We start from the raw sequence: 17,746 nt of genomic DNA, 5'->3' as shown, positions 1-17,746 counted from the left end.
TAGCCTGTAGCTGTAGCACGAGACAAAAGCTACAAGCTAAAGGCTAATGGCTACCGGCTGCTTTTCAGCTCCACCACGTCTTGTCTTCCGACTTGCACAGAGTCTCCAGGTTGCACTCTTTGCACTTCGGAGCCCGCGCAATACAAACCTGCCGCCCATGATGGATCACCTGGTGCGAGTAGCTGATCCAGCGATCGTGCGGCAAAATCTTCATCAGATCCTGCTCCACCTTCTCCGCCGTGTCCGACTTCGAAAGGTCCAGCCGCCTTGAAATGCGAAACACGTGCGTGTCGACCACCACGCCCTCCGCCTTCCCGTAGCTCACGCCCAGCACCACGTTGGCCGTCTTCCGCGCCGCTCCCGGAACCGTAATCAGTTCCGCCAGCGTCTCCGGAACCTTCCCTCCGAATCGCTCCACGATAGCCTGTGCCGCGCCCTTGATTGACTTCGCCTTGTTGTTGAAGAACCCGGTCGTCCGGATAAGCTCGATCAACTCCGGAATCTCCGCCTTGGCCATCGCCTCCGGAGTAGGGAAGCGCCGGAACAGCTCCGGCGTCACCATGTTCACCCGCACATCCGTGCACTGCGCCGACAAGATCGTCGCCACCAGCAGCTCCCACGGCGTCCGATGCGTCAACGCACACACCGCCTCCGGGTACGCCTCATCCAGTCCCTTCAATATTGCGTTCACGCGCTCCGGTGCGACGTCGCCGCCCATCTTTTTCGTTCGCACTTTTGCAGTCGGCGCGCGGCCCTTTACGCCCTTGCGGAGAGTTTTCTCTATTTGCTTCGGTTTTTTCTTTGCCGCGGGCATGAACCGCTCCTTATCAGTTTTGTTGCACAACAGTGGCTTCAAGAGCCTTTGCTACCTCGCCAGCGATGTCGTCCTGAACCAGGATCAGGTCGCTTACCGGTCGATCGTACGAATTCGTCCAGATCACGTAGCTATTATCGGCGCGCACGAGCCGTGCAGCGATACGCACTCTGCCGTTCGACTTGCGAACGCTGCCGTCGAGCAGATAGCTCACCTTCAGCCCTCGCGCGATATCAGTTACAGGCAGGTTCTTTGACTTGTAGTAGAACGAAGCCGTCGCCGACGGAACCTGCAGTCCGGAAACCTTGCTGAGCTTGTCGATAATTTCTTCCGTCATTCCGTCTGCAAACTCTTCGTTGTGCATACCCTCCGTCAGATCCAGAAAGGGCAGCACGCCCAACGTGGTTGCAGGCTTCACTATCGAGGCGGCAGATCGCGTTCCGCCCGACAGCTTCGCATGCACCACGAAGGCCAGCGCCAAAACAACAACGAGAATCAAGGCTGCCCAGGCAATCCTCCTCGTCCCGCGCCTCCGCGCGATGGCTACAGGCTTTGATCCCGCCGGACTCTCTGCTGCCGGATCAGCCGCATCGCCTGCTTCCGCACCGGCCCAAGGAGTAGTTTGCGCGATAAGCCGGTAACCGAGCCGCGGCACCGTTTCAATATAGGCAGGCTTGCGAGGATCGTCGCCTAGCTGTCGGCGAAGCGCGGTGATCGCCTGATAAACGGAATCAGGCGAGACCGAAACCCCAGCCCAGACGTGGCTGATCAGTTCGTCGATCGTCACCACCTGTCCGCCATGTTCGACCAGACACGTCAAAAGCCGCATCGACCGCAAGTCCAGCCGGGTCGTTTCACCATTCCGCGTCATCGTGCCGGCATCAGGGTCGACGTACCACTCTCCGACGCGGCGCTTTGTTGTAGCTGGGCGGTCCATGCGTGCTCCAGAGGATTGCGGCGGTGCAGGCAATTCCAGATTGTAGCAATGTAGCGTTATCGCGATGCCGACGGCGCCTTTTCAGAACTCTTCAGGCCGATTCAGAGCGGATTCAGGACTTCTGCACGCTTTTCAAGTACGGTCGGGAAGCGCTCCGGTCCACCGCCGGCTCACAGCTTGCGAAATCAGCACCGGAGCAAATGATGAGGTGGGAAGTGACCGATGTTCTTTCGCGCGACGCAGTAACGCACCGAACAGCAGTACTGGCCATCAGCATCGCAGGCGTTGTGGCAGGCACGCTCGATCTTTTGCAGGCCTGCATCTGGTTCGGCTGGGATATTCCTCTCGTAATCGCCGGCGGCGTGCTCGGGAGGGGGGCGTTCAACGGCGGAGAGGGAACCTATATCCTCGGCGTCGCGTTGCATTACTTTATCGCGCTCTCGGCAGCCGCAATCTACTACGCTGCAAGCCGCAGGCTTTCCTTTCTAAAGGAGAGCTGGCTGATCTGCGGCCTCTTCTTCGGCGCCGCGGTTGACAACTTCATGCGGCTTATTGTCCTTCCACTTTCCGCACTTCATAGCCACGGTCCCTATCAGCTAGGCGACCTGCTCAAAGGCGTGGTCACACATGCTCTCGTCGTTGGCCTGCCGATCGCGTACCTAATCAAACGTTTTGCGCAGCGATGGGTGCTTTCAATTCCTCTCAAGTGAAGGAGGCTCACGACTGTAGCAGACGAGCGCGCTTGCCCTGTTCTTTCAGCAACGTAACTGCCTTTCGGTCGAAGCTCACGAATTCCTGGCCTCCCAACCACTCGCCTTCAGTCTGCAGTACTCCGTCAGTGAAATCGCCTCCGGCCTCAAGCATAGTCAATCCTGCTTCCGCGACCGCGTAGTTCGTTACCACATTGGGACTGGAAAGGAGTGCGCGCAGCGATTCAGCCACCTGTGCAAAAGGCCACTTGTAACCTTGCCGGAGAACCCAAACAAACTCGCAGAGCGCTGAAACCGGAACTGCTATCAACTCCGCATTCCGAAGCAAATGGGCAGCCGTCGCCGACTGCCGAGGATCATCGGCCAATGCGCCGCGCAGCAGAATATTGGTGTCTGCGGTGGTCTTCACCGCTTACCTGCCCAGGCATCCTCGGTGATCTTCCTGATTTGCTCGATCGTGAGATGCGGGCCACCCCGGCGCTTCAGGCTCCCGATAAAATTTTCGATCGAACCGCGCTTCGCCGGAGCACCAATCGCAATCCTACCGTCCGGCAGAGGGCTCACCTCCACCTTCTGGCCCGGCGCAACTTTCATATGCCGCAGCAGTTCCTGCTTCAGCGTGATCTGCCCCTTTGCGGTAATCGTGAGCGTCGCCATCAAAGCTCCTCTACACTAGAGGTAAGGCAAAACGTCCTTACTGTCGAGAGTGAGTGCTACAGCTTCCCGCTCAACCAGCCCCCCAGCTTCTCCACGGGCAGCCGCAGCGCGATATAAAATGCCCCAAACAACGCATAGACCGCGCTCACCTCATCGAACCGCATCTCGTAGATCAGCTTCTTGAAGACCACCGGGTCATCGGCAAACAGATCCACGCCCCACTCCCAGTCATCCATCCCGATCGATCCGGAGATGATCTGCTTCACCACATCGCCATAGCGCCGCCCGATGAGCCCGTGCTCGTGCATCATCCGCTGCCGGTCCGCAAACGGAACCGTGTACCAATTCACCTGCTCGCCGCGTTTGCGATCCATGGGATAGAAGCACAGATACTTGGCCTCAGGGATAGAAGGGAAGAGCCGCGGCTTCATCGCCTCCGCTCCACGCTTCATTGACGCTTCAACGTCCGCGTTCCACTCCGGCGAGAAGGGCTCCGCTCCCTTCGACGCCGCGGCCTCATATGTCTTCCGCGTCGACTCGTACAGGCCGAGCTCCACTACGGAAACATACGAGTGTGTCGGGGCCAGAAACTCCGACATCCGCGTCTGCGCCAGGTCCAGCTCCACCTGGTTCAACGCCTCAAACGAATCGCGAAAATGCACCAGGATCAAATCGCCCTTATGGCCCAGCTGCGAGAACAGCCCCGACTGCACCTTCCCGTCACTTGATTTCTCCATACTCCCGAGCGCCGTGCCAAATTCACCAGCAATCTGATCGCGCTCCTGTGCCGAACAAGCTTTCCAAGACTTCCAGTCAAAGCGGAAAAACTGATGCAGTACAGCAGACCCTTCAAGCGTCAACGGAACAGGAGGAAACTCAGCCACTCTCAAACACCTCGCGTGCGGGATAAATCAACTCAATCGTAGCAGCAAGAGCATTCGCTGTTCGGGCCTGAAGGTCCCTGCTTCCTGCGAGGCCCAACCTCAACCTATATACTGAACAAGCCCATGACCGAACGCATTCTGCCGCTCATCGTACAGTTTGTAACCCACGTCATCGGCTCCCTCGGATACGCCGGCATCGTTGCCCTGATGGGCATTGAATCCGCCTGCATTCCGCTCCCCTCCGAAATCATCATGACCTTCGCCGGATACCTTGTGTACACCGGCCACTTCAGCCTCTTCTGGGTAGCCACCGCCGGCGCGATCGGCTGCAATCTCGGCTCAGTCGTAGCCTACTGGATTGGCGCGTGGGGCGGCCGTCCTCTCGTCCTGCGTTACGGCCGCTGGGTGCTGATGAGCCCGCACGATCTCGACCGCATCACGCGCTTCTTTGAGAAGTACGGCGGCATAACCGTCCTCGTCGGACGGCTTCTTCCCGTCGTTCGCACCTTCATTGCATTCCCGGCCGGCGTGGCCCGCATGCCGCAGCTTCGCTTTCACATCTACACGTTCATCGGCTCCTGGCCGTGGTGCTACGTTCTCGCTTATGTCGGAATGCGGCTCGGCGAAGCATGGCACACCGACCCTCGCTTTCACGAGTGGTTCCATCGCTTTCATCTCGTCGTCGAGCTCGCCCTTGTCGCCGCCATCGTCTGGTTCCTCTGGACACACATCAGACGCGTCCGTCAGGCCCAACAAGCCTGACATTCCCCAGAGAGGAAAGCACCCGGTCTGCGGGCGTACACTGTTTCGTCTGCCCGATTTCAACTCTGAATTACTTCATCAAGGAAGGTTAGGAAAAGAAGAATGAGCACCAGCGAACAGAGCGGCCAAAAGACCGCCCAGGTTGACAAGCCCGCACCCGCAAAAGGCAAGCTCGGCATCATGGTGGTCGGACTCGGCGCCGTTGCCACCACGATGATCGCCGGCGTAGAAGCAGTCCGCCGCGGTCTCGCCAAGCCTATCGGCTCGCTCACGCAAATGGGCACCATCCGCCTCGGCAAGCGCACTGACAACAAGTCGCCTCTCGTAAAAGATTTCGTTCCGCTCGCCGACCTCAACGACATCGTCTTCACCGGCTGGGACATCTTCGAAGACAACGTCTACGAGAGCGCCGCTCACGCCAAGGTCCTCGAGAAGGAAACACTCGAGCAGCTTAAGCCCTACCTTGAAACCATCAAGCCTCTGCCCGCGGTCTTCGACCAGTACTACGTCAAGCGCCTTCACGGCACGCACGTCAAAACAGGCAAGAACAAGAAGGACCTCGCCGACCAGGTCCGCGCCGACATCCAGAACTTCAGGAAAACTGTCGATCGCGTCGTCATGATCTGGTGCGGCTCCACCGAAATCTTCCTCGAGCCCACGGCCGTTCACCAGTCCATCGAAGCTTTCGAGAAGGGCCTCGAGTCCAACGACCCCGGCATCGCTCCTTCGCAGATCTACGCCTGGGCTGCGCTCAGTGAAGGCGTTGCATTCGCCAACGGCGCACCGAACCTCACCGTCGACTGCCCCGCGATGATCGAGCTCTCTAAAAAGAACGGGGCTCCCATCTGCGGCAAGGACTTCAAGACCGGCCAGACCTTCATGAAGACGGTCCTCGCGCCGGCCTTCAAGGCTCGCCTCCTCGGCGTTTCGGGCTGGTACTCCACAAACATCCTCGGCAACCGCGATGGCGAAGTTCTCGACGATCCCGAGTCCTTTAAGACCAAGGAAGAGTCGAAACTCGGCTCGCTCGAATACATCTTCCAGCCCGAGCTCTATCCCGACCTCTACAAGGACATCTTCCACAAGGTCCGAATCAACTACTACCCGCCGCGCGGCGATAACAAGGAAGGCTGGGACAACATCGACATCTTCGGATGGCTCGGCTACCCCATGCAGATCAAGGTCGACTTCCTCTGCCGCGACTCCATCCTCGCCGCTCCCATCGCACTCGATCTGGTCCTCTTCCTCGACCTCGCCCAGCGCACTCCATCGCTCAAGAACATCGGCATCCAGGAGTGGCTGAGCTTCTACCTCAAATCACCTCAGACGCGCGAGGGTCTCTACCCCGAACACGACCTCTTCATCCAGTCGATGAAGCTGAAAAACACGCTGCGCCACATCATGGGCGCTGACCTCATCACACACCTCGGCCTTGAATACTACGACTGACTTGGCGGGGTGCCCCAGGTCTCGGATCTGAGACCTGGGGATCCGCCTGTACTTCGCCAACTGCCCTCCTATCGCTCCCCCCACACTCCGGTAGTCCAACACGGGATCATGCCCTTCCGTGCCGTACCAAAGTCCATAGACCCAAGGCATCTGTCCCCAGATCACCCATTTGCGGTCTAGTAATCACAGCTAAGTGGTACGGCCCGAACAGCAAGTGGGGGAATCAAGATGAACGCTCTCGTAAGGAAACTGCATCTCGTTGCACGCTCCGTCCTCGAGTCAGAAGGCGGACAGAGCATCACCGAGTACGCCATGGCTTTCAGCCTCATCGCGCTGGGAACGGTCGCGGGCCAATCGGCGGTCGCGCAGAGCGTCAACCACACTTTCGTCGCCATTGCCTCGAGCCTCACGACCAGCGTAGGCCTGTAGTCCCGCGCTCTCTCGGCTGCTCACAAGCGCCTACGTTCCCGCCCGCTCTCTGGGCAGGTGGACTGCAAATGTAGCCTCCGCCCGCATGCTCCGATCCCACCTGCACGCGCCTTCTAGCTAATCACCGCCATCCGTGATCGCCCGCACAGCCGAACCGCATAGAGCGACTATCTTTCCTTGCATCTCGTCCGGCGCCCCCGCTCCCGCTTTCAACCCCTCACCGGCCGACAAGAGAGAGGTCTCATGTCTCACCGAGCCTTCATTGCCCACAATCCCACTCACTTCAGGCAGGCATGCCGGTCGATCCTCATTCTCCTGCTTACCTTTGCCGCTTTCGCATTGCTCTTTACCTGCTCCGTCGCTGCAGCCGAGGACTCAAAGGCCACAGTCGTGCTGCCGGCGCCCTCCGCAGGCAAAGCCATCGTCTGCATCTATCGCACCTACAGGTTCACCGGTTCCGCTGCTCACGACGAGCTCTTCATCAATGACACGCACGTGGGCAAACTTCTGAACAGCGAGTACGCGTTCACCGAAGTGCCGCCTGGCACCGTCGTCATCGCAGGATTGCCCAAGATGTACTACGGCAGCGCCATCATGTCGGCAGGCGCCGCGCTCAATCAGGCTCGCCAAAAGGAGAATGAGCGTGCGCGATTCGAGGCCGAGGCAGGAAAGACCTACTACTTCAAGTGGACCTCAGGCGCGATGGCAACTGGGATCAAGGTGACCCCCGTCGATCCGGAAACCGGCGCAAAGGAAGTCAAAAAGCTGCACCTCACCAAACCGCCCGACGACAAGGAAGACGCGAAGCCCGACAAGCAGGAGGCCCAGGCTCCCGCTCCGAAATAGGCGGGCACCTTACCGCTCCAGCCGCTGGCGTTAGGCTGACTGCTTCGGCTCCTTGTGTGCGAGCCCATCGCTCAGCACCTTAAGCGCCCGTCCGCCCACAATCACCTTCGGCCCAACGTCTTTCGCCGCGAAAGGATTGTCGATGTTCTCGGTGTTGAGAACCTGACGCCACGGCTTGCCTCGGGGGGAAGGGGGCAGCGTGAACTCAACTCCCTGTTCCGCCGCGTTGATCAGCATCAGGAAGCTGTCGTCGATGATCCAGTCCCCGTTCTCATCGGTGGTCTGCAGCGTGCACCCGTTCAGCAGCAGTGCAATTGCCTTCGTCCAGCCGGCGTTCCACTGCTCGTCCGAGAACTCGTTGCCGTCCGCATTGAACCAGGTCGCGTCTTTCTCCACAAGCACCAGGCTTCCGTCTCGGCGCCTGCGAATCTCGCGGTCCTGGAAAAACTTCCGCCGATGCAGATTGGGATGTTCCCGTCTCATCCGGATGATTTTGCAGGTGAACTCCTGTAGACGCTTGCGTCGCTCATCCAGATTCCAGTCCATCCAGCTCAGTTCGCTGTCCTGGCAGTAGGTGTTGTTGTTGCCCATCTGCGAGCGTGCGATCTCGTCACCCATCGTCAACATGGGTACCCCCTGCGAGAGCATCAACGTCGCAAGAAAATTCCGCATCTGTCGTTCGCGAGCTTCGTTGATTTTCGGATCGTCCGTCGGCCCCTCGGCGCCCATATTCCATGAGTCGTTGCTGTCTGACCCGTCGCGATTGTCCTCGCCGTTCGCTTCGTTGTGCTTGCCGTTGTAGCTCACCAGGTCGCACAGAGAGAACCCGTCGTGCGCCGTGATGAAGTTTATGCTCGCATACGGCTTGCGTCCGTCGAACTGATACAGATCGCTTGATCCGGTCAATCGATAAGCGAAGTCCGACAGCATCCCTCCGTCGCCCTTCCAGAAGCGCCGCACCGTGTCGCGATATTTTCCGTTCCACTCCGCCCACAGAACAGGGAACTGCCCCACCTGGTATCCGCCCTCGCCAACATCCCACGGCTCCGCAATCAGCTTCACTTCGGCCAGCGTCGGGTCCTGATGAATCGTGTCAAAGAACGACGACAGCTTGCTCACATCGTGCAGTTCGCGTGCCAGCGTAGCAGCCAGGTCGAAGCGGAAACCATCTACGTGCATGTGCGTCACCCAGTAGCGAAGAGAATCCATGATCATCTTCAGCACCTGCGGATTCCGCACGTTCAGCGAATTACCCGTCCCCGTATAGTCCATGTAGAACTCGGGCTTGTCCTGCACCAGCCGGTAGTACGTCGCGTTGTCGACGCCCTTCCAGCTCAGCATCGGACCCATGTGGTTCCCCTCGCACGTGTGGTTGTACACCACATCGAGAATCACCTCGATCCCAGCCTTATGTAGCGCCTTCACCATTTCTTTGAACTCGCGCACCTGCCCGCCCTGATCTCCAGACGAGCTGTACCGCGCCATTGGCGCGAAGAACCCGAGCGTGTTGTATCCCCAGTAGTCTCTCAGCCCCTTGTCGACGAGATTGCCCTCATCAATGAAGTGATGCACTGGCATCAGCTCCACAGCAGTGACGCCCAGGTTCTTGAAGTACTCAATGCTCGACGGGTGCGCCAGCCCCGCATACGTCCCGCGCAGATTCTCAGGTATGTCAGGGTTCCGCCAGCTGAATCCCTTCACGTGCGTTTCATAGATCACCGAGTCTGCCAGCGGAATCTCCGGCGGACAATCGTCCGTCCAGTCAAACGGATCGTGAATCACAACCGACTTCGGCACACCCCGCGCGCTGTCCTGCTCGTCCTTCTTCATCGGATCGCCGGATGCCACGTCATACGGGAAGATCGGCGCTTTCCAATCCACATCGCCTGAGATCGCCTTGGCATACGGATCGACCAGCGACTTCGCCGCGTTGAAGCGCATTCCGTTCGCCGGATCCCACGGCCCGTGCACGCGAAAGTTATACAGTTGTCCCGGCTTAATGTCGTTCACGAACCCATGCCAAACAAAGGCAGTCCGCTCGAGCAGCGTGATGCAGTCGGTCTCATTTCCGTCCGCGTCGTAAAAACACACGTCCACGCGCGCAGCAAACTCTGAAAACAGCGCGAAGTTTGTGCCTTTTTTGTATGCAGTGGAACCTAAAGGGTAGGGCTTTCCTGGAAGCAACGTTCGGCTCATCAACCTCTACGATGCCGGGAACTTACCACTCGTTGTGTGTAGATGCTGGGTTCGGCGCCGGTAATTCAGCAGGTCACTTTCCAAGCAGAGTAACGCGCGCACTTCGAGCGGCTTTGCGGAGATCAGCATCCAGCGTTGCAAGCGGTATTGATAGCCGCAATGCAAGCTCAAGGTAAGTGGCGTCATAGACCGTCAGGCGATAGAGATCGGCGAGGCTCAGCGTATCGTTCCAGACCCGTGACCAGGTCTCCTCATCTTGTGCGATCTCAAGATCGGCCAGATCTTTCAGAGACGAGGTTCGCTCCTCTTCAGTGAAGCGGCCTGAACGCACCGCCATCGTCAAGCTGTTCGCAACCTCGATACGCCACAAGTTGGGAACCAGAGCGCCCTGTTCGACGACCTGCTCGAATAGTGTTTGGATGGGTTTTGTCGTCTCATCCGGGAAAATCCAGGCGAGAGTGGCAGAACAATCAAGAACTAAACTCACTTTCGGCCCTCGTCGCGGAACCCCTTCCACTCTTCCCAATTGAATGGGCCTGCTTTGCGGACCTTCGCGCGACTCCTGATTCGTAGCGCCGCGGAGCGAGCGCGGTCCAACTTACTTGGGAGCGCATCGGAGTTCGGGATCAGACGAGCGACGGGCTTGCCGTGTCTTGTAATCACAACCTCTTCGCCGGCCTCCACTAGGTCCAGCAGTTTCCCAAAGTTGTTCTTGCCTTCAAACGCCCCGAATGCTCGCATTTTGACCTCCGCCCCGACCAGCTTAAGCTAGCTTAACATCTAATGTGTGAATGCTCAATTCTGATTGGACCCAAGTTCGCTTGTCTGAGCATCATTACGCCGCCATTGCCTTCGCCAGCCGACGAATCGTCAGCACCGTAATGTCGTCTTCCTGCCCGAACGCCTTTGCCGCATCGGCGATGTAGAACGCCGTTTGGTTGCTCAGGTTGTGCACGCGATCGAACCCAAACAGCTCGCCCGATCCCTGCCGCGCCTCTACCACTCCGTCGGACATCATCAGCAGCCGATCGCCCGGGTGCAGATACAGCCTCACCTCGTCGTACTTCACATCCGGCACAACACCCAGCGGCAACCCGCCTGGCAGCCTCACCTCTTGCGTGTTGAGATACGGCGGCAGATGGCCGGCGTTTGCTACCACCACCTCACCCTCAGGCCCAAACCAGACCGCCTGGCACGTCGTGAAGCTCTCGCTCCCTTGCAGCACCCGGTTCAGTGACTCCAGCACCCGCGCCGGTCTCTTCTCCTGCGTATAGCGCAGCACGCCCATCAGCATCGACACATTCATTGCCGCCTGCATACCGTGTCCTGCCACGTCGCCCAGAACTACGAGCAGGCCGCCATCAACGATCGTCTCCAGGTGGAAGAAGTCGCCACCCACCTCAGCCGCCGGCTTGTACACCGAATCAACCTCGTATCCCGGCGTATCCACCTTCTCGCGCGGAATCATCAGTTCTTGCACGCTCCGCGCGGCCTCCAGTTCTCCGCTGGCCCGCTCCTGCTCATGCTGGATTCTGAGGAAGCGCACAAAGATGATCACGATGATTGACAGAAGCCCTGCAAAGTCCGCGATCGCCGCAAAGTGAATCGGAATCGGACCCGCCTGGATGGTCAGAGGCGATGTGTAGCTGATGCCCGCAAGATTGTTGAATCCGCCTGTCAGGATCGGCTCCGCCATGCCGACCATCGTCAGAATCAGCGGGATCAGCAACAGCCCGGCCTCGAAGTTCCGCCGGATCGTGGCAAAGATCAGTGTGAAGAACACAAAGATCGCCCACCCGATCACCCAGAAGACCCCCAGCACAATGATCACCACAATGAAGAGCTCGATAGCCTTGTTATGCCCTGCAATCAGAATCGTCGGCGCGATCAGCGCCAGCACCGGCGCTGTGTAGCGCAGGCCTTTGATGTACCAACGCCGCTTTAGCGAAAGAAACGCGACCAGGAACTCAAAGTAGAGATAAGCCGATACAAACAGCAGCTGAAGGTACAAGGCCCCGAAGACCACGTTGCCGATGTGTCCAGTGGCTCCGGCGAGATCCAGAATGCCCATGGGTACCTGCACCAGCTCGTGCAATGCCAGCCAGAGATACTCGGCATGCCCCTTTTGCGTGAAAAAGAGCGTAATCAGAAAAACAGACAGGAACAGCAGCAGAACTGCGATCACCAGGCGAGGCAGCCGCTCAAAGAGCGTATGAACCGACCACAGGTCCAGAGCCGCCTGCAGGTCTTCCGGACTTCCCAGCTTCAGCTTCCGCGTGGCGAAATAGTTCGTATACCCGGTCAAACCATAGGGAACCCAAAGGGTTCGTACCGTCAGAACGAGAGAGGTCTCCGAGGGCGGGACCTGAAGGTCGTACAGCCGCGAAATCTGCGGATACTTGTACGTCTCATCAGGATGCGGCCCCTGCGGAGTGATTAACTTGCCGTTCGCGAATACATCCGTCGGCCAGCCCGCGTTCGACAGATTCATCGAGGAACTCTGGGTTACAGGAAGCTCGATCAAAAGTGAGATCGGCCCGTGGTTCTCGCTCAGCTTCAGATGCAGCCTGAACCAGGCATATTTCTCGTCGTGCGGCTTGATGTCCGGGTCCGAACCATCAGACTCGTGCACATCTTCAATGGTCCCGGTCGCATCGCGAATCGCCCATCCCGAGTCGTCGAACCCCGGCGAGGCCGCCGCCGGATCCGAACTGATGCCTACTCGCCAGCCCTTTTCCAGTACGATCGGGGACCCAAAGTGCGTGGCGTCGACGACCGTCGACTCCTGCGCGGGGGTGGGAGCGGCTTTAGGCTTCTCCCGCCGATCATGGACGCCGAACGGAGAACGCGGATGCAGTTGCAGCGCAGGGCCTTGCACCGCAAAAAGCACAAAAACGGCAATGGCCCACAAAGATGCCCGACGCACGTCTCCTCCGCAGTTTGCTGCCGTGCTCACCACTTTAATTCACGCAGCGTCCCTCTCCAAGCAGAAGCGGAGACAGCCGTCGCGAGGCTGAACGGGCAGTCCTGCAGGGCCCTACCCCGTACACTGCACATTCCTTAACGGAAATACCGGGGACTACCGCTCCCCTCCAGCCGCGTAGTAGCGTCTAATAGGTACAGCGAAGCGGCACCACTGTCGGCAGTTGCATCGCAGGCTAAAGCAGACCAGAGGTGAGGTCATGACAGCATCCTTCCACCATTCCAGAGCGGCAATCCTGGCAGCAGTCACGCTGGCGCTTGGCTCACTCGCGTGGGCCCAGTCCAGCCCTCAGCCCAGCTCGCCCACCGACCCCTCAGCGCAATCTGCGCCGCAGTCTACTCCGCCCTCGGCTCAGCCTGTCCCTCCGGGAACCGTCCCGGTCACCGGAGACACGCCGCCGACGGCCTCCGACAGCAGCAAAGACAAGAAGGACACCGCCTCTGCCGATCCTTCTGACTGCGTACCCTCGGCTGACAGCGACAAGAAGGACAAGCACAAGAAAGATAAGAAGGACAAGAAGGACAAGGCCGACAAGGACAATCCTTGCCCGGTCGGCACCGAGCCCGTTTCAGGGGACGTCGCAGCCACCAACGTCAAGGTCGATCCCGATAAGATCGTCGAAGTCGGCAGCCAGAAGCAGAACGTCAAGCCCGGCAGCATCCACGACGTCAGCGCCGTGGGCAATCGCGACATCGGCGGCCGCGGCATGGGCAACTGGTACTCCACCGACACCGAGATCAAGATGGGCAAGTCGTACGCCACCGAGATCGAGAAGAGCACCCGCTTCATCACTGACCCTGTCGTGACGGAGTACGTGAACCGCGTCGGCCAGAACATCGTCAAGAACTCCGACTGCAAAGTCCCGTTCACCATCAAGGTCATCGACTCTGACGAGATCAACGCGATGGCCCTTCCGGGCGGCTTCTTCTACGTCAACTCCGGCCTCATCCTCAACGCGGATGAAGAAGCCGAACTCGCCGGCGTCATGGCCCACGAGACAGCACACGTCTGCGCGCACCATGCCGTCCGCGAGCAGACCCGCATGAACTACGCGCAGCTCGGCACGATCCCGTTGATCATGATGACCGGCTACAGCTGGACCGGCTACGGCATTTACGAAGCCACGCAGTTCGCCGTGCCGCTGACCTTCCTCAAGTTCTCGCGTGACTTCGAGGCTCAGGCCGACTACCTCGGCATCCAGTACATGTACCGTGCCGGCTACGATCCACAGGCCTTCATCGCCTTCTTCGAAAAGGTGCAGGCTCTCGAAAAGCGCAAGCCCGGTCTGGTCGCCAAGGCGTTCTCTGACCATCCGCAGACGCCTGATCGCATCCTCCACTCGCAGGAGGAGATCGCCCGCATTCTTCCCGCGCGCGATGAGTACACGGTCACGACTTCCGAGTTCGATGACGTAAAGGCTCGCCTCGCCCGCATCGAGAACAAGCGCCGCCTGCTCGACACCAAGGACAAGAACAAGCCTTCTCTCCGCCGCGCCAGCACCACCGACGATAGGAACGGTCAGGCAGGGCAGGGAAAAGACGGCGACGATCGTCCGACGCTCCACCGCCGCGACGACCAGAACCAGTAACCGACATCCTCCAACGGTGCGCCTGGGGCACCGCACAAACGCCGCTCATCCTCCTCATAGGACCGAGCGGCGTTTCTGTTTCTGGACACACGGAAAGAATCCAGCTTAGCTGCTCCGATTTTTATTGCGCCTGCATTTGAAATCGGGGTACAGTTCCCACAACTTCTCCGCCATTCTGGCCGCGGCTTCCCTTGGCTGTTGGGCCAAATTCATTCCACTGAGGTGCATTCGTGCTCTTGCGCCTGCTTGCAGAAGTGTCTCTGGCCGCAGTCATCGCGGCGCTCGTACCCAGCGCCGCCATCTCCCAGACCTCTGAAGTCCCCAACGTTCCGCATCCCGCCGTAAGACTACCGGCGGAGCTTCAATCGCAGATTGCCGCCCTCACACAGAGTCTGAATGCGGCCACCAGATTAAAGGACACCCATGCCCAGTCCGTCATCCTCAACCGCATCGGCGCGCTCTACTATACCCACGCTGATGCAGCCGACGCTCTCGAAGCCTTTACGCAAGCCCTGACAATCATTCGCAAGTTCAGGCAGCCGGCCGATGAAGCGACTGCGCTCTGCGATGTGGGCGCTTCTCAATTTGCGCTGGGGCGAGCCGAAGAAGCTCTCGATTCCTACAAGGAAGCGCTGCCGCTTTGGCGCATTGCGGGCAACAAAGATCATCAAGCCGCGACTCTCGGCGACATCGCGGAAGTCTTCCGCGCCCTCAACGATCCTGACGAAGCCCTTCGCTTCGACCTGCAATCTTTGCCGCTGCATATCGAAGCCGGCAACCGCGCCGGTCAGGCCGCTGTCCTCAACAATGTGGGGCTGATCTACTTCGCCCGCCGCGACAGAAAGAAGGCCCTCGACTACTTCAATCAGGCCATTGCCATCTACAAATCAATCGGTAACAAAGCGGGCGAAGCGACCACGTTGAACAATATCGGCGGAGTCTACAACCAGTTTGGAGATCGCCGCAAAGCCATCGAGTTCTTCAACACGGCTCTCCCCATCTTCGAAGAAACCGGAGACCAGAAGAGCCAGGCAACGACCCTCAACAATATGGGTTTGGCGTACGCGCATGTGGGCGATGTGGCACGCGCCCTGGACTGCTACAACCGCGCCTTGCCTGCATTCCGCGATGCGGGCGACCTGGCGGGCTTTGAATCCGCCACAAAGAATATCCATTTTCTCTACGCCGAGCGCCGCAATCGAGATGCGCTCGCAGCAAGCTCGAGTCCAAACTGATAAATGGCGCCATCCCCCACCCTGCTCTATCGAGTGCTTCCGGCAACAAGACTCCGGGTCGGCTCGTACAACACCTGACGATCAACGCCGGACGCCTCGTTCTGCTCGCTCATGGATGCAAACGTCAAGGGGAATCTGACCTTGACTTCGACCACGCCCGGTGAGCTCTCGGAGATCGACAGATGGGCCCGCTCTCCGAGATGCAACTGCAGCCGGCTCCTGATGTTGCCCAGTCCGATGCCGGCTCCCGTTCTGCCGCTCTGCTCCACAGAAGCCAGCCCTGCCCCGAGGTTGCGAACCACGATCTCCATCATGTCCCGCACCTGGGTTGCCGCTATTTCAATGAAAGCCCCATCGCACACCTTCGACAGTCCGTGCACGTACGCGTTCTCGACAATCGGCTGCAGCAGCATTGCAGGAATCAACGCGTCGTGCAGGTGCGGATCGATATCGATCTCCTGCCGCACCCGGCCCGACGATCGAATGTCCTGCAGCGCAAGATACATCTCATTGAACTCCATCTCTTCCTGCAGCGTGATCATCTGCTTCGACCCGCGTGCCAGCGAAACGCGTAGCATATTGCTCAGCTGCTCCATCATGCGGTCGGCTGCGTGCGCATCGCTGTACATCAGGCTCGAGATGGCGTTCATAGTATTGAATAGAAAATGCGGATTGATTTGCATGCGCAGCGCCATCATGCGCGCCTCTGCCAGTTCCACAGCGAGCTTCGACATAGCCTTCTCCCGCTGACGTGACTCCCGATAGTGTCCGAGCCCGCGTGCAATTGCGTAAGCGGCCCAGAACACCGCCGTGTTTTCAAGGAATTCCTCGCCAAGCGAGAAGTCGAGCCTCTGCCAGAAGGTCAGGTGCCCGTGAGCCATGGTGAGTTGCGGGAAAATGCCCACCAGCACCATCTCCACGCCTATTCCCAGCACCACGCTGAGTGGCCCCATCACAAAGAGCAGGTAGCGCCAGCTAGCCTGCCGCAGCTTCTCACCGTGCCAGAGCCACAACAGCCAGCAGATCACTCCCCAGAGAAAGTACTGCACTTCCCACGCGCTGATAAGCAGGATCGAGTTTACGTGCGTCCTGGGATACCATATCCGCGCATTGAGCCATGATTGAACAGCGAACAGCAGGGCGACGGCCATAAAGCTGCCCAGGAAAGGGAACAGCCGCATCTTGTACGCATCCGCCGTGGCAGCATCGAGGGTTGATTGGTTTTCCATTGGGTCCAGACAGCCGGAGTCAGGCATAGTCTACGGTTGGCCATGGCCCGCAGTCTGCGCGTTCGTCACAAACTCGTCACATCGTTTGCCGGAAGGCGTCCGACCATCTGGAATGCACCATCCGCTTCAACAATCCCATCGCTTGGGTCCGCCGGAGCTACAAACCCCTACAGATTGCGATTCCACAGGATAAACGTCACGAAAGGATCAGCTTAGGGCAGGGAACTCACCCTGGAATCCGGCAGAACTGCCCAAAATACCTTGAAATCCCCGCCGAAACCGAGTTATAAACAGGATCACCGCCAGATCCTCTAACTCTCTGTCGGAATCACGCCTGGGGTACCCATCATGCGCAACTCAGCACTCCGCTCCAATCTCCTTGTCCCCGAAATCCGCGAAGTCATGGACATCCGCCAGGCCTCCGACTACCTCGGCATCTCGCCAGACACCCTCTACAAGTACGCCTCGGAGGGCTTCGTCCCGGCGTTCAAACTTGGCAACCGCTGGCGCTTCAAGCGCAGCCGCCTCGACGAGTGGATGGACCGCCAGTCCGACGCCACCGCCGCGGAAGTCAACCCCGAGCAGAAGAAGCCCGTTAAGCCCGCGATGTAAGAGCAGAGACAGAGGGACTAAGGGACAAAGGGATCGGACTGCTAGCGTCGCAGCGACTTCATCAGTCCACCTACCAACCGGCTCACATCCGCACACAGGTGCTGCGCTGCTTCTAAATCCGGCTTCTTACCAAAGCCCACCTTCTTCGCACTGATCAGCTGCGTTTCAACCTCAGAGCTCGAGCCGCGAACGTGGCCGAGGAATTGAACATACTCGCTCTTTGTGGCCCGTCCGTATCCTTCAGCGATGTTGCTTGCGACCGACACGGATGCACGACGCAACTGATTTGTGAGCCCGAAGCGCTCCGAGGACGGAAAGGCCGCAGTCAATTTGTAGGTGACTACACTCAGTTCTACCGCCCGCTGCCAAACAATCAAGTCCTTGAATGAAGCGCCCATGGTACTTTCTCCCGAAC

At 58.9% G+C, this 17,746-nt stretch carries 19 protein-coding genes; 8 read left to right on the top strand and 11 right to left on the bottom strand.

The genetic code is table 11. From position 1 onward, the window contains the following. Window positions 1-64 precede the first annotated feature (64 nt). Together nth and DHV10_RS03255 are read right to left on the bottom strand one after the other, a co-directional pair. Entirely contained in the window at window positions 65-814 is a 750-nt protein-coding gene (gene nth / locus DHV10_RS03260) for an endonuclease III (RefSeq protein WP_109484866.1), read from the bottom strand. A gap of 13 nt (window positions 815-827) precedes the next feature. After that, complete coding sequence (locus DHV10_RS03255; protein ID WP_109484865.1) at window positions 828-1,751, bottom strand: winged helix-turn-helix domain-containing protein; 924 nt, start codon at window positions 1,749-1,751, stop codon at window positions 828-830. 215 nt (window positions 1,752-1,966) lie between these two features. Between DHV10_RS03255 and DHV10_RS03250 the strand changes: the two genes are divergently transcribed. After that, window positions 1,967-2,461, top strand: a complete 495-nt coding sequence (locus tag DHV10_RS03250; RefSeq protein ID WP_239461267.1) for a hypothetical protein — start codon at window positions 1,967-1,969, stop codon at window positions 2,459-2,461. Window positions 2,462-2,468: 7 nt separating this feature from the next. Here the strand turns inward: DHV10_RS03250 and DHV10_RS03245 are convergent, their stop codons facing one another. Genes DHV10_RS03245 through hemQ form a run of 3 tightly spaced genes read right to left on the bottom strand, consistent with a single transcriptional unit; the run spans window position 2,469 to window position 4,002 of the window. Beyond that, the gene (locus tag DHV10_RS03245; RefSeq protein ID WP_109484863.1) at window positions 2,469-2,870 is read right to left on the bottom strand and encodes a type II toxin-antitoxin system VapC family toxin; all 402 of its coding nucleotides are present in this window, start codon (window positions 2,868-2,870) and stop codon (window positions 2,469-2,471) included. Continuing rightward, window positions 2,867-3,118 carry an AbrB/MazE/SpoVT family DNA-binding domain-containing protein gene (locus tag DHV10_RS03240; RefSeq protein ID WP_109484862.1) on the bottom strand — a complete coding sequence of 84 codons (252 nt, stop codon included), beginning with the start codon at window positions 3,116-3,118 and terminating at the stop codon, window positions 2,867-2,869. The genes DHV10_RS03245 and DHV10_RS03240 overlap by 4 nt, the downstream gene beginning before the upstream one ends. Before the next feature lie 56 nt (window positions 3,119-3,174). Then, window positions 3,175-4,002, bottom strand: a complete 828-nt coding sequence (gene hemQ / locus DHV10_RS03235; RefSeq protein ID WP_109484861.1) for a hydrogen peroxide-dependent heme synthase — start codon at window positions 4,000-4,002, stop codon at window positions 3,175-3,177. A 123-nt stretch (window positions 4,003-4,125) separates the two neighbouring features. Here hemQ and DHV10_RS03230 point away from each other — a divergent pair, with 123 nt between their 5' ends. From DHV10_RS03230 to DHV10_RS03215, 4 genes are all read left to right on the top strand, one after another. Further along, window positions 4,126-4,764 carry a DedA family protein gene (locus tag DHV10_RS03230; protein ID WP_109484860.1) on the top strand — a complete coding sequence of 213 codons (639 nt, stop codon included), beginning with the start codon at window positions 4,126-4,128 and terminating at the stop codon, window positions 4,762-4,764. Between the two features lie 102 nt (window positions 4,765-4,866). Further along, a complete protein-coding gene (locus DHV10_RS03225) occupies window positions 4,867-6,213 on the top strand; it encodes an inositol-3-phosphate synthase (RefSeq protein ID WP_109484859.1) in 1,347 nt (448 codons plus the stop codon). Window positions 6,214-6,441: 228 nt separating this feature from the next. Next, entirely contained in the window at window positions 6,442-6,642 is a 201-nt protein-coding gene (locus DHV10_RS03220; protein ID WP_109484858.1) for a Flp family type IVb pilin, read from the top strand. Window positions 6,643-6,885: 243 nt separating this feature from the next. Next, entirely contained in the window at window positions 6,886-7,488 is a 603-nt protein-coding gene (locus DHV10_RS03215; RefSeq protein WP_109484857.1) for a DUF2846 domain-containing protein, read from the top strand. 30 nt (window positions 7,489-7,518) lie between these two features. Here the strand turns inward: DHV10_RS03215 and glgX are convergent, their stop codons facing one another. The 4 genes from glgX to DHV10_RS03195 all read right to left on the bottom strand — a co-directional run bounded on the left by glgX (window position 7,519) and on the right by DHV10_RS03195 (window position 12,610). Beyond that, window positions 7,519-9,684: a glycogen debranching protein GlgX gene (gene glgX / locus DHV10_RS03210; RefSeq protein WP_109484856.1), complete on the bottom strand. Its 2,166-nt coding sequence runs from the start codon at window positions 9,682-9,684 to the stop codon at window positions 7,519-7,521. A gap of 73 nt (window positions 9,685-9,757) precedes the next feature. Next, on the bottom strand, window positions 9,758-10,171 hold the full coding sequence (locus tag DHV10_RS03205) for a type II toxin-antitoxin system VapC family toxin (protein ID WP_109484855.1): 414 nt from the start codon (window positions 10,169-10,171) through the stop codon (window positions 9,758-9,760). Beyond that, a complete protein-coding gene (locus tag DHV10_RS03200) occupies window positions 10,168-10,425 on the bottom strand; it encodes a type II toxin-antitoxin system Phd/YefM family antitoxin (protein ID WP_109484854.1) in 258 nt (85 codons plus the stop codon). The genes DHV10_RS03205 and DHV10_RS03200 overlap by 4 nt, the downstream gene beginning before the upstream one ends. Window positions 10,426-10,519: 94 nt before the next feature. After that, the gene (locus tag DHV10_RS03195; RefSeq protein WP_162601155.1) at window positions 10,520-12,610 is read right to left on the bottom strand and encodes a PP2C family protein-serine/threonine phosphatase; all 2,091 of its coding nucleotides are present in this window, start codon (window positions 12,608-12,610) and stop codon (window positions 10,520-10,522) included. Window positions 12,611-12,866: 256 nt separating this feature from the next. Here DHV10_RS03195 and DHV10_RS03190 point away from each other — a divergent pair, with 256 nt between their 5' ends. Both DHV10_RS03190 and DHV10_RS03185 read left to right on the top strand, forming a co-directional pair. Continuing rightward, window positions 12,867-14,255 (top strand): M48 family metalloprotease, encoded by a 1,389-nt coding sequence (locus tag DHV10_RS03190; RefSeq protein WP_109484852.1) that lies wholly within the window; start codon window positions 12,867-12,869, stop codon window positions 14,253-14,255. 230 nt (window positions 14,256-14,485) lie between these two features. Then, window positions 14,486-15,490, top strand: coding sequence for a tetratricopeptide repeat protein (locus DHV10_RS03185; RefSeq protein ID WP_109484851.1), 1,005 nt, complete (start codon window positions 14,486-14,488; stop codon window positions 15,488-15,490). Between the two features lie 26 nt (window positions 15,491-15,516). On the opposite strand, the gene DHV10_RS03180 is transcribed toward DHV10_RS03185, so the two are convergent. Then, window positions 15,517-16,719, bottom strand: coding sequence for a sensor histidine kinase (locus DHV10_RS03180; RefSeq protein ID WP_162601154.1), 1,203 nt, complete (start codon window positions 16,717-16,719; stop codon window positions 15,517-15,519). 348 nt (window positions 16,720-17,067) lie between these two features. Between DHV10_RS03180 and DHV10_RS03175 the strand changes: the two genes are divergently transcribed. After that, on the top strand, window positions 17,068-17,331 hold the full coding sequence (locus DHV10_RS03175; RefSeq protein WP_239461266.1) for a helix-turn-helix domain-containing protein: 264 nt from the start codon (window positions 17,068-17,070) through the stop codon (window positions 17,329-17,331). A gap of 41 nt (window positions 17,332-17,372) precedes the next feature. Here the strand turns inward: DHV10_RS03175 and DHV10_RS03170 are convergent, their stop codons facing one another. Further along, entirely contained in the window at window positions 17,373-17,729 is a 357-nt protein-coding gene (locus DHV10_RS03170) for a four helix bundle protein (RefSeq protein WP_109484849.1), read from the bottom strand. Window positions 17,730-17,746: the final 17 nt, after the last annotated feature.

The organism is Occallatibacter savannae, from assembly GCF_003131205.1.
Taxonomy (GTDB): Bacteria; Acidobacteriota; Terriglobia; order Terriglobales; family Acidobacteriaceae; genus Telmatobacter; species Telmatobacter savannae.
This window is presented reverse-complemented; position numbering and strand designations above follow the sequence as displayed.